This window comes from Tannerella forsythia, assembly GCF_003860135.1.
GTDB lineage: Bacteria > Bacteroidota > Bacteroidia > Bacteroidales > Tannerellaceae > Tannerella > Tannerella forsythia_A.
The window spans coordinates 1-12,258 of the sequence record NZ_RQYN01000048.1; the positions used below are offsets into that span (position 1 = coordinate 1).

Below are 12,258 nucleotides of genomic sequence, written 5' to 3' on the forward strand. Positions count from 1 at the left end.
ATATGATAGAAAAATCCCTAAAATTACTTTTTCTAAAACTAAACAATGAAATAGCTATATATATTTAACAATACCTTCTGTTACAAGTTTAATCGCAAATATGGGGGAGAAGCTCTCTTTGGAAGATTGCTCGTAGCTTGCGTAACCTATAAAAATGAGTTTAGGTATAAATACGGATAATTATTTGAGATTTTTTCTATCGCGGAATCTGGGATTATATAATGTATAAAAAAGAGCTGAGTGTGGGATATATTCCTTATCTTTCCATCATTATTCATTCATAAAAAGAGGTATATCATGAAAAAAGTAGGAATGATGTTATTCGTACTCTGTCTGTTGGCTGCTTCGTGCAGTAGAGACGAGAAAGTGTATGAAAGCGTATGGAGCAAGGCTTATCCGTGGATGGGTAAAATCATGACCGATGCGGAGAATGGAAAGTATAAGGATCTTAGTGGTCGCGATGCAAGGGTTTCGATCGAGCTGTTCACGTGCGAGGGACAGTTTTACATAGGGTTAAATTACGGTCGTTCGGGAGGAGTAATGTATGAGGACGTTCGCAGCCTGAACGGAGAAGTCGCTATGAATTTGGAGGGTCAGTACAAGCGTGTGGGAATGATTTATCCGATCGAAGAAATCCGTCCCGATGTGTTGCGGCGGTAGGAAGCCGAGAATATCACGTGGCGGAAGTGCCGGGTAAGAAGGGAGTCCCGCTCGTTCGGGGACTTATCCTTCGCGTCGCGCGGCGTCGATGCGCAGGAAGATAAAAAGGAGTATGGTGAACCCCCAAAGCGACGAACCTCCGTAACTGAAGAACGGTAGCGGGATGCCGATTACGGGCGTCAGGCCGAGTACCATGCCGATGTTAATGACTAAATGGAAGAAAAAGACGGAAGCCACACAATAGCCGTAGACGCGGCCGAACCTTGTGTCTTGTCGTTCGGCCAGGCTTACCAGCCGGATGATCATCGCCCCGAAAAGAAACAACACACAGATGGAACCGACAAACCCGAACTCTTCGCCCACCGTACAGAAGATAAAATCGGTATCTTGTTCCGGCACGTATTTCAGCTTCGTCTGCGTGCCGTTCAGGAATCCTTTACCCAGCAATCCGCCCGAGCCGATGGCAATTTTCGACTGGTTCACGTTGTAGCCCGCCCCGCCCGGATCGTCTTCCAACCCGAGCGATACGCGGATGCGCTGTTGCTGGTGAGGCTCGAGCATATCGTTGAATACGTAATCGACCGAGAGCATAAAACCGATCGAGGCCACGGCAAACAGTGCGATCAGCGCGTATGACCATGCCAGATTTTTGAGCGAAAGGAAAATCAGCATCAGTACGATAACCCCGATGACTCCGACAATGACCCATACGAAATTGATGGGCTGGTAGAGCGATACGAGCAGTCCGCCGGCCAACGCCGCGCCTAGCACATACAGCATGATACGTACCGCCAGCCTGTCGCGGCGCAGATACAGCACCAGAAAAAGTGTGATGACAAGTGTCAGGCTCGCGACAATCAACTCGCCCACGGGCGTTATGCCCAGCATCATGTCATTATATTTCATGACGATGACGAAGAACGTCACCGCGCAGACACTGGCCAGCAAAATATACCCCGACATGCCTTCGCGGTAGAGCATTAGCCCGAAGGCCAGAAAGACGAGCGCCGTGCCCGTCTCTTTCTGCATCACGACGCACGCCATCGGCGCCAGAATAAGCAGCAGGACAAGTGAGAAATTGCGGAACGTGAAAAGGTTGAAATTGTACGAGTTCATCAGCTTGGCCACGGCCAGCGCCGTGGCGAACTTGGCAAATTCGGCCGGCTGAATGCGCAACGGCCCGAGCACTAGCCACGAGCGCGAACCTTTGATGTCGGGCGCCAGAAAGATCGTGGCGACCAGAAGCAGAAAGACAGCCCCGTAGATCGGATAGGAGAAAGTCTCGAAGAAATCTTTGTCGAGCATCAGAATGACGAAGATCACCGCCAGCGCCGTCCCCATCCAGATGAGCTGCGATCCGGGACGTCCGGCCGGGTCGAACAAGCCTGCCGAATTATATTCATAGCTCGCCCCGCAGATGCTGAACCATCCGGCAACGACCATCAAGAGATACAGTAAGATCGTCAGCCAGTCTACCGACTTCCATACGCTTGTTTTCCTATGGTACATGGCTTGGTAAAATAACAGTGTTTAAAATCCGGTCTTCATACATTCCTTTGCTCTCGGGCGTTACCTCGCCGTAGAAATATCGCTCGAGCATCAACCGCGCCATCGGCACGGCGATGGTAGCTCCGAAGCCTCCGTTCTCAACGTAGACGGCAATGGCCACCTTCGGTTCGTGGTAAGGCGCGAACGCCATGCAGGCCGAGTGATCTTTGCCGTGCGGGTTCTCGGCTGTACCCGTTTTGCCGCACACCTCCACATCCTTTATGTTCAACCCGCGGCACGTACCTCCCACTACGGCGGCACGCATGCCTTGCGCGATCACCTCGTAATGTTTCGTGTCTACCAAGGTCTGTTTCCTGTTCGTGTAGATCGAATCCAACGCGGTATCTTCAATTTCCTTTACCACATGCGGCACGATGTAGTAGCCGCGGTTGGCAATTGTCGAGGCTAGGTTGCATATTTGCAACGGGGTGGTCAGGATTTCTCCCTGGCCGATAGCGATGGAGATAATCGTACTTGAGTTCCAGCGTCCTCTGTAATACTTGTCGTATACCTTACTGTTGGGGATGTAACCGCGCTGTTCGCTTGGCAGATCGATACCGAGCTGATAGCCGAAGCCCATCGAAACCATGTATCCTTTCCATTTCTCGAAGGCGTCTTGCACCGTGGGGTAGCGTTTGCGACTGTCGAGCATGTCGTGCAGTCCCCAGCAGAAATACGAGTTGCACGAGGTGGCGATGGCCGGCACCAGTGCCAGAGGCGATCCGTGCCCGTGGCAAGCCGGTTTACCGCCTCGGAACGTGTATCCGCGGGCACAACTATACATCCGTTCCGGCGTGATGACGCCCTCTTGCAGGAAAGTCAGCCCCTGCGTCGTCTTAAAGGTCGAGCCGGGCGGATAAGTTCCCATGATGGAACGGTCGAAGAGCGGTTTCAGCGGATCGTTTTCCAGCAGCAGATGGTTCTTGCCGCGTTGCCGTCCGACGAGCAGATTCGGATCGTAACTCGGCGACGTGGCCAGGCAAAGCACTTCGCCCGTAGACGGTTCGATCATGACGATGCTCCCGAGTTTGTTATGCAGCAATTGCTCGGCATAGATTTGCAGCTCGATGTCGATCGACAGTTTCAGGTTTTTTCCCGAAACGGGAGCCATGTCGTGCAGCCCTTCTTCGTAACGTCCTTTGATGCGCCCGTGCGCATCACGCAGCAGGATCTCCACCCCTTTTTCGCCTCGCAGCACTTTCTCGTACGAACGTTCTACTCCGGCACGACCCGCATAATCACCCTGTACATAATAATCGTCGGCCCGAATGTCGCGACGGTTTACCTCGCCGATGTTGCCCAGCAGCAAAGCGGCGTTGGGGTAAGTGTACTCTCTGACGGTACGGTTCTGAATGTAAAAGCCCGGAAACTTGTAGAGTTTCTCTTGTAAGATACCGTATTCGTTCGTCGAAAGCTGATTCATGAATACTTGCGGAACGTACGACGAATATCCCGGGTTCAGCGCCCGGTTCTTGATGTCGGCAATGCGCTTGTCGAAAATCTCTTTCGTAATACCTACCGTACGGCAGAAGTCGAGCGTGTCGAATGGTTGTATCTCGCGCATGATGAGCATCACGTCGTAGGCCGGCTGATTGTAGACGAGCAACTTGTCGTTCCGGTCGTAAATCACCCCTCGCGCGGGGTAAAGCGTTTTTTTCAGGAAAGCATTGTTATCGGCCGAAGCCTTGTATTCCACATTGACAAGCTGGAGGAAGAACAACCGCACGACATAGATTAAAATCACAAATATAACTCCCCCAATGATGATAAAGCGGCGGATTTCGTATGCGTATTTCGTTTTAGGATTCTCCACTTCGCCCACCGAGATTGAATGTTTCGACAATAAAGATGCAGAACGACGTCAGCACGACACTCGATACAATGCGTAGCGAAAGATATAGTGGGTCGAACAGCGAAACGGATTCGATCAGAAATAACGTCAGATGATGGATAAGTACTGTCCCGAACGTGTATTTCATGAAAGAAACGGCTCCTATGGAAGTATAGGAAGGAGAAGCGTCTTCTACAATATCGCGATCGAGCATGGCTCTAAGCAGCGGATTTCGTATCAACCCGATCAGTGTGCAGGCGGCAGCATGCATACCCAGCGTATTGGAAAAAATATCGATCGTTAGCCCCGTCAGGAAAGCCACCCAAAGCACTTGTGCCCGTGTGAGACTAAGAGGAATCTTAAGAATGATATAGAGATACAGAAATGGCGTGACGAGATGAAACAGATGGATATGATTCAATACCAACACCTGCAATGCCACGAAGACAATGAAACTTACCGATATTCTAAACAGGTTTTTAATCATTCTTGCGTGCCTCCTTTTCCACCTCCAACTGCTCCTGTTGAGAATCGTTCCGAATGACTCGGACGGTTTTCAATGTCATAAAGTCAGTCGCCAGTTTCACTTTTAACGAGTAGAACGTATAATCACGCTTTTCGTCAAACTCGGCTACCGTACCGATCATCACACCGGGGGGAAATACGGCCGAATAACCGCTTGTCACCACGGTATCCCCTTCTTCAAACACCGCGTGCCTCGGTAATTCTTCGAGATAGGCATATCGCGCGTCGCGACCGTCCCATGAAAGCGAACCATAAAAACTTCCTCGCTGCAGTTTACTGCTGATTCTTAGTTTCGGGTTTAACAAAGGGATGACAACCGAAAAATGTTCGTTTACTGTCGAAACGACACCGACGATGCCCCGCGTGGAGACAACTCCCATGTCAGGTTTCACCCCATCGCGCGATCCTTTGTTGATGGTGATGTAGTTCGATAAACCGGCGATACAGTTGTTCACGATCTCGGCCGTAACGTAATGATAAGGCAGCGCGACCGAGTCGGTAAACAAACTGTCGTACGAGAGCGCGTGTGCCTTCAGCAGGTCGATTTCCTGTTGCAGCTCCATGACTTGTAATTCCAGCTGACCGTTTTGCTCGAACAAGGCATTATTCTCCTCGCGCAGCCCCATGTACGATTTGGCCGAGCCGGAAACCGACAGAATATGACCGATCATCGTACTCGATGAGCTGAACATCAGGTTTCGCTGGTACGCATGGTTATGATACAAAAGCATACACGAAACGATTTCGAGTAGAAAGAATAAAATCCAATGCCTTTTTCCGATCAGGAATTCAAGCAACTTCTGCATAGTCGAAACAAGTATTCGTCCGTACGTCTCAGCAGTTCAGGTATGCCGGATAGGCGGCATTCCCGAACGTGTTTATTTAATGAGGAATTTGAATTTATCTATATTTTTCAATGCGATACCGGTTCCTTTGGCCACGGCGTGCAACGGGTCGTCTGCTACATGGAAAGGAATATTGATCTTATCCGTCAATCGTTTGTCGAGTCCTCTCATCAATGCGCCTCCGCCGGCCAGATAGATACCGTTACGCACAATATCGGCATACAGTTCGGGGGGCGTCTGTTCCAACGCGCTCAGGATGGCTGCTTCCATCTTCGAGATGGATTTGTCGAGGCAGTGGGCAATCTCCTGATACGAGATCGGCACTTCCATCGGCAGAGCGGTCATCTGGTTGGGACCGTGCACCACAAAATCTTCGGGTGGGTTTTCGAGCGATGTCAAGACCGAACCGACGTTGATTTTGATCATTTCGGCTGTACTTTCTCCCACTTTCATATTGTGCTGGCGACGCATGTATTCCATAATGTCGGCCGTCAGGTCGTCGCCGGCTATGCGTATCGATTTGTTCGATACGATTCCGCCCAGCGAGATCACGGCGATTTCCGTCGTTCCACCGCCTATATCGACGATCATGTTGCCTTCGGGGGCTTCCACATCGATTCCGATACCCAAGGCGGCGGCCATCGGTTCGTAAATCATATACACGTCACGTGCGCTGGCGCGCTCGGACGAGTCGCGTACGGCGCGAATTTCCACTTCCGTACTGCCCGAAGGAATACATACAACGATGCGGAGCGGCGGAGAAAACCAGCGGTTTTTGAACTTGATCATTTTGATCATGCCGCGGATCATCTGCTCGGCGGCGTAAAAGTCGGCGATCACTCCGTCGCGCAACGGACGAACCGTCCGTATGTTTTCGTGCGTCTTTCCGTGCATCTGTCGTGCCGTTTCACCGACGGCGAGCACCTTGTCGGTCCGGCGGTCCAGCGCGACAACGGAAGGCGCATCCACTACAATTTTACCGTCGCAAACAATGATGGTATTGGCTGTTCCCAGATCGACGGCTATTTCCTGTGTGAAAGAGAATAATCCCATATCTCGTTATCTTTTTAATGTCTTTGTAAATGTTATTTTTAATGTTTGAAATGGCGGACACCGGTCTTCACCATTTTCATTTCATGTGCATTGCAATACTCAACGGAGAGGTGGTCGTTGACCGATCCTCCGGGTTGTATTACCGCAGTGATGCCGGCTTTGTCCGCAATTTCCACGCAGTCGGGGAAGGGGAAAAAGGCGTCCGAAGCCATGACGGCGCCTTGCAAGTCGAAGCCGAAATGCTTCGCTTTCTCAATCGCCTGTTTCAACGCGTCTACGCGCGAAGTCTGCCCCGCGCCGTTGGCACAAAGCTGCTTGTTCTTAACTAGCGTGATGGCATTCGATTTGCTATGCTTCACGATTTTGTTGGCAAACAAGAGGTCTGATTTTTCCCGTTCGTCCGGTGTCCCGTTGGTCAGCGGTTCGAGGTCTGCTTCCGTCTGAATGCTCAGGTCACGGTCCTGTATGAGTACACCGTTCAATAGCGAGCGGAATTGTTCTGTTCGCTGTTCTTTTTGTTTCCGCAGCAGAATGATGCGGTTTTTTTTCTGTTTCAGTATGTCAAGTGCATCCGTCATGTAATCGGGCGCAATAATGACTTCGAAGAAAATTTTGTTGATCTCTTCGGCCGTTTCGCGGTCGATCACTTCGTTCGTCACGAGGATACCTCCGAAAGCCGAAACGGGATCGCCGGCCAGCGCATCCGTCCATGCCTGAAGCAGGATCGGGCGTGAGGCTACGCCACACGCATTCGTGTGTTTGAGGATGGCGAAAGTCGGTTCGTCAAATTCGTCGATGAGGGATACGGCTGCATCGATGTCCAACAGATTGTTATATGAAATCTCTTTGCCGTGCAACTGATCGAATAACGCGTCGAATTTTCCGACAAATACTCCTTTCTGATGCGGATTCTCACCGTAACGCATCGGTTTGGCCTCATCGAAAGCGCCTCGGAACGCTGAATATTCGTCTCCGTCGAAGTAACGGAAGATGGCCGTGTCGTAAGCGGATGAAACGGCAAAGGCTTCTTTGGCAAACCATCGTCTGTCTTCGAGCGTCGTTTGCGCTCCTTTCTCGTCGAGCAGGTGCATGAACGGTTTATATTGTGCTTTGGAAGCAATAATGACTACATCTAGGAAGTTCTTCGCAGCCCCGCGAATCAGCGAAATACCGCCGATGTCGATCTTTTCGATAATCGCTTCTGCATCGGCTCCCGATGCCACCGTTTCTTCGAACGGATACAAGTCTACGATCACCAGGTCGATACTTGGTATTTCGTATTGTGAAAGTTGTTGACGGTCTTCTTCCTGTTCACGACGCGCCAGAATGCCTCCCAATATTTTAGGATGAAGCGTCTTTACGCGTCCGCCCAGAATGGAAGGATAGCCTGTCAGAGTCTCTACCGCTTCGCAAGGAAGTCCTAACGACTCAATAAAACCTTGCGTACCGCCCGTTGATACAAATTCGACCCCTTCATGGTGAAGCTTTTTTAAAATATCGTCTAATCCGTCTTTATGATAAACCGAGACTAACGCTCGTTTAATTTTTCTACTGTCTGTCATTCTACTAATTGGCCTCTGTCTTTTTTCTGTTTTTCGAAAAAGTCGCACAAAAATATTGATTTATTTTCATATAGCACCATAATGAAGGTGGAAAAAGCGTAGAAAATAGTCAAAATATATATTATCTTGAACTTCAAGAAATGATAGGATAACGTATCTCTATCGTATCTCACTTGTGTGCTCTCATCTTATTCGGAAACTTTTTCTATCTTTGCCCTATCATATAATAATACTGCTAAAAAAATGGCTGACGACAAGAAAATTATTTTTTCGATGGTGGGAGTGAGCAAGATTTTCCCACCGCAAAAACAAGTGCTGAAGAACATTTACCTTTCGTTTTTTTACGGAGCCAAAATCGGAATTATCGGTTTGAACGGTTCCGGGAAATCGACGTTGTTGAAAATTATTGCCGGGCTGGATAAAGACTTTCTGGGCGAGGTCGTTTTTTCACCCGGTTATACCGTCGGTTATCTGGAGCAAGACCCGCACCTCGAAGCCGGTAAGACCGTCAAAGAAATTGTACAGGAGGGGGTGCAGGAAACGGTCGACTTGCTGAAAGAGTTTGAAGAGGTAAATGAGAAATTCGGAGATCCGGAGGTGCTTGAAAACCCGGATAAGATGGAGGCGCTGATGAATCGTCAGGCGGAGCTTCAGGATAAGATCGATGCGATGGACGCATGGAATCTCGATAGTAAACTCGAACGTGCGATGGACGCCTTACGCTGTCCGCCCGAAGATCAGGTGGTCGATACGCTGTCAGGAGGTGAGCGCCGCCGTGTGGCGTTGTGCCGTCTGCTGTTACAACAGCCCGATGTGCTTTTGCTCGATGAGCCGACGAACCACCTCGACGCCGAATCGATCGACTGGCTTGAACAACACCTGCAACAATACGCAGGCACGGTGATTTGCATCACGCACGACCGTTATTTCCTCGACCATGTGGCCGGCTGGATTCTCGAACTCGACCGAGGCGAAGGAATTCCGTGGAAAGGCAATTACTCGTCGTGGCTCGATCAGAAGACACAACGTATGGCGCAGGAGGAGAAGCAAGCGAGCAAACGTCGGAAGACGCTCGAACGCGAGTTGGAATGGATACGCATGGCGCCGAAGGCCCGTCAGGCAAAAGGCAAAGCGCGTCTAAACTCTTATGAATCGTTACTCAACGAAGACCAGAAAGAGCGTGAAACGAAGCTCGAAATATTTATTCCGAACGGCCCTCGTTTGGGGAATAAGGTGATCGAAGCGCATGATGTTGCCAAAGCGTTCGGTGATAAATTACTGTTCGATAATCTCAACTTCATGCTGCCGCCTAACGGTATCGTGGGAGTTATCGGGCCGAACGGTGCCGGAAAGACGACTCTTTTTAAGATGATTATGGGGCAGGAGGCCATCGATAAGGGAGAGTTTGAAGTCGGTGAAACGGTTAAAGTCGGATACGTCGATCAGACTCATAAGGATATTGATCCGAATAAATCCGTGTATCAGGTGGTCTCAGGCGGAAATGACTTTATACGTGTCGGTGGAAAAGAAATCAATTCGAGAGCTTATCTTTCCCGATTCAATTTTGCCGGAGCCGATCAGGAGAAGCTGTGCGGCGTACTGTCGGGCGGTGAACGCAACCGACTGCATCTGGCCCTTGCCCTGAAAGCCGAAGCCAATGTGTTGCTGCTCGACGAGCCGACGAACGATATCGACGTGAATACGCTTCGCGCGTTGGAAGAAGGCTTGGAGAACTTTGCCGGCTGTGCCGTTGTGATCTCGCACGACCGTTGGTTCCTCGATCGAATCTGCACGCATATCCTTTCGTTCGAAGGGAACTCCGAGGTCGTGTTTTACGAAGGCAGTTATTCGGATTACGAAGAATATAAGCGTAAGCAGGTAGGCTTTACCGAACCGAAGCGAATCAGATACAGGCAGCTGGTCAAATGACCTGCTGTCGTGTCATCACCATTTTATATTTATTGTATCATGAAACGTAGAATTTTTTTGCTGTCCGCCATCGTGGCGGCGTGTATGACGGCAGGAAGCGGTCATGCACAAACGGAAGATCTGTTCAACGGCAAGGACTTGTCGAACTGGAACTTTGTAGTGGCTGACGGAAATACACCGGCCGAAGACGTGTTTTCCGTGCAGGACGGTGTGATCCTCATCCAGGGCAATCCGTTCGGCTATATGTACACGAAAAAGAAGTATACCGACTTTACGTTGGAAGTCGAATGGGCGTGGGTCGACAAGGCTTCGAACAGCGGCATTTTTCTGATGATTAGCGATCCGAAGACTCCGTTCCCGAACGGTATCGAATGTCAGTTGCATGCCGGTGATGCCGGCGACTTTATTCTGCTCGAAGGCGCTGATCTCGCAGAGTATAAACAACCGGCAGGGGAAGAGCGTCCGAAATTTCCGGTCGTTAAGAAACGCGCCGACTCGAACGAAAAACCTGTCGGAGAATGGAACAAGGCGAAGATTGAAGTCAAAGACGGAGCGATCAAGGTGTACATTAACGATCTCTTGCAGAACACCGGAACGAGCAATGTGAAAGCAGGATACATCGGTCTGCAAAGCGAAGGTGGCCTGATTCAGTTCCGTACCGTGAAGGTCACTCCGGCCGGTTGAGGCTTAGCCTCAACCCGGTCAGAAGGGATAGGGGCTCTCCGATTGCACTGAAAGAAAGTCTTCGACATTCGGTGCGAAAGGAGACCTCTCGTTTTCATCTCCCGTATGATCGAGCTGGTTCATGCTCGACGCATATTCTTTTGTCGCCAGATCTTCGTCCAGATTCATAAATTTCGCAAACTCACTTTTGAAACGCAGACGGACATCGCCTGTGGCACCGTTACGGTGTTTCGCGACGATGATTTCGGCCAGCCCGCGCAAATCGTTTCCTTTCTCGTCTTCAAAGATTTTGTAATATTCCGGCCGATGGATGAAGCATACCATATCGGCATCCTGCTCGATAGCACCCGACTCACGCAAGTCGGCCAACTGCGGGCGTTTTCCTTCGATTCCCTGACGCGATTCGACCCCACGGTTCAACTGCGAAAGGGCAATTATCGGAATATTGAGTTCCTTGGCCAGTGCCTTCAATGATCGGGAGATGGTGCTCACTTCCTGCTCACGGCTACCGAAGTTCATGCCGCTGGCGTTCATCAGCTGAAGGTAATCGATAAAGATGCATTTGATCTTATGTTCACGAACTAAACGTCGCGCTTTGGTACGTAGCTCGAAGATGGAAAGACTGGGAGTATCGTCGACATAAATCGGGGCATCGTACAAATCTTTGATTTTATATTCGAGCTGCTCCCATTCGTATTTTTCCAGTCTTCCGCTTTTGATTTTTTCGCCGGACAATTCACATACATTTACGATCAGACGGTTCACAAGCTGGACATTACTCATTTCAAGCGAGAACATCGCAACGGGAATGTTGAAATTAAGCGCCATGTTTTTGGCCATCGAAAGCACAAAAGCCGTCTTTCCCATCGCCGGACGGGCTGCAATAATCACCAAATCGGAATTTTGCCAGCCTGATGTGATTTTATCTAAGTATGTGAAGCCGCTGGGCGAACCGCTCAATCCTTCTTTCCGGTTAGCCGCTTTCTCCAATAACTCGCGGGCTTGCTTGATCACCGGATTGATTTGAATCGCTTCGTTCTTAATATTTTGCTGTGAAATTCTGAAAAGTTCGCCTTCTGCCTCTTGCATCAGTTCTCTGACTTCGACGGTCTCATCGAAGGCTTTCCCTTGAATCAGGCCGGTATAGCGGATCAATTCACGTGCCAGATATTTCTGTGCGACGATCTGCGAATGATATTCTAAGTGTGCCGTACTGGCTATATTTTCTGTTAAGCGCGAGATGTAGAGCGGTCCTCCGACGGTTTCCAAATCGCCGTTTTTCTTCAACTGCTCCACAACGGTCAGCATATCGATGGGTTGCTGACGGGCGGCTAAATCTAAAATCGCCTGATAAATCAGCTCGTGGGCTTTTTCATAAAAACTTTCGGGTTTAAGTATCTCATTTACTTTGAAGAATGCATCCTGTTCAAGCATCAACGCACCGAGGATGGCCGCTTCGAGATCGCGAGCCTGCGGTTGTAATCTTCCCACATCGGAAACTTGTACGACCGCGGGCTTCTTCCGCGTCGCATTTTTCTTTTGTCCTTCTGCCATGTCTTGTTTTGATAATTCGGGCATCAAAAGTACATGTTTTTAGGCAGACGGAAGCCCCGAAAAAAGA

Annotated in this window: 10 protein-coding genes and 1 pseudogene; 4 read left to right on the forward strand and 7 right to left on the reverse strand. The window is 49.9% G+C overall.

Features of this window, described 5'->3' with window-relative positions; genetic code table 11:
- Positions 1-69: 69 nt before the first annotated feature.
- Together EII41_RS14780 and EII41_RS10855 are read left to right on the forward strand one after the other, a co-directional pair.
- Positions 70-180, forward strand: a pseudogene (locus EII41_RS14780) (IS1595 family transposase); the annotation flags it as partial.
- A gap of 117 nt (positions 181-297) precedes the next feature.
- Complete coding sequence (locus EII41_RS10855; protein WP_124790597.1) at positions 298-660, forward strand: hypothetical protein; 363 nt, start codon at positions 298-300, stop codon at positions 658-660.
- Positions 661-723: 63 nt separating this feature from the next.
- On the opposite strand, the gene rodA is transcribed toward EII41_RS10855, so the two are convergent.
- From rodA to purH, 6 genes are all read right to left on the reverse strand, one after another.
- Entirely contained in the window at positions 724-2,169 is a 1,446-nt protein-coding gene (gene rodA / locus EII41_RS10860) for a rod shape-determining protein RodA (RefSeq protein WP_124790598.1), read from the reverse strand.
- Positions 2,159-4,021 carry a penicillin-binding protein 2 gene (mrdA, locus tag EII41_RS10865; RefSeq protein ID WP_124790617.1) on the reverse strand — a complete coding sequence of 621 codons (1,863 nt, stop codon included), beginning with the start codon at positions 4,019-4,021 and terminating at the stop codon, positions 2,159-2,161. The genes rodA and mrdA overlap by 11 nt, the downstream gene beginning before the upstream one ends.
- Complete coding sequence (gene mreD, locus EII41_RS10870) at positions 4,008-4,526, reverse strand: rod shape-determining protein MreD (RefSeq protein ID WP_124752379.1); 519 nt, start codon at positions 4,524-4,526, stop codon at positions 4,008-4,010. The genes mrdA and mreD overlap by 14 nt, the downstream gene beginning before the upstream one ends.
- Positions 4,519-5,370 carry a rod shape-determining protein MreC gene (gene mreC / locus EII41_RS10875; RefSeq protein WP_124790599.1) on the reverse strand — a complete coding sequence of 284 codons (852 nt, stop codon included), beginning with the start codon at positions 5,368-5,370 and terminating at the stop codon, positions 4,519-4,521. Before mreC ends, mreD begins: the two co-directional genes overlap by 8 nt.
- A gap of 72 nt (positions 5,371-5,442) precedes the next feature.
- Positions 5,443-6,462: a rod shape-determining protein gene (locus tag EII41_RS10880; RefSeq protein WP_014226415.1), complete on the reverse strand. Its 1,020-nt coding sequence runs from the start codon at positions 6,460-6,462 to the stop codon at positions 5,443-5,445.
- A gap of 38 nt (positions 6,463-6,500) precedes the next feature.
- The gene (purH, locus tag EII41_RS10885; RefSeq protein WP_124790600.1) at positions 6,501-8,024 is read right to left on the reverse strand and encodes a bifunctional phosphoribosylaminoimidazolecarboxamide formyltransferase/IMP cyclohydrolase; all 1,524 of its coding nucleotides are present in this window, start codon (positions 8,022-8,024) and stop codon (positions 6,501-6,503) included.
- A 243-nt stretch (positions 8,025-8,267) separates the two neighbouring features.
- Here purH and ettA point away from each other — a divergent pair, with 243 nt between their 5' ends.
- Both ettA and EII41_RS10895 read left to right on the forward strand, forming a co-directional pair.
- On the forward strand, positions 8,268-9,953 hold the full coding sequence (ettA, locus tag EII41_RS10890; protein WP_124752376.1) for an energy-dependent translational throttle protein EttA: 1,686 nt from the start codon (positions 8,268-8,270) through the stop codon (positions 9,951-9,953).
- Between the two features lie 39 nt (positions 9,954-9,992).
- On the forward strand, positions 9,993-10,637 hold the full coding sequence (locus tag EII41_RS10895; protein WP_124790601.1) for a DUF1080 domain-containing protein: 645 nt from the start codon (positions 9,993-9,995) through the stop codon (positions 10,635-10,637).
- 18 nt (positions 10,638-10,655) lie between these two features.
- Here the strand turns inward: EII41_RS10895 and dnaB are convergent, their stop codons facing one another.
- The gene (gene dnaB, locus EII41_RS10900) at positions 10,656-12,191 is read right to left on the reverse strand and encodes a replicative DNA helicase (RefSeq protein ID WP_124790602.1); all 1,536 of its coding nucleotides are present in this window, start codon (positions 12,189-12,191) and stop codon (positions 10,656-10,658) included.
- Positions 12,192-12,258 lie beyond the last annotated feature (67 nt).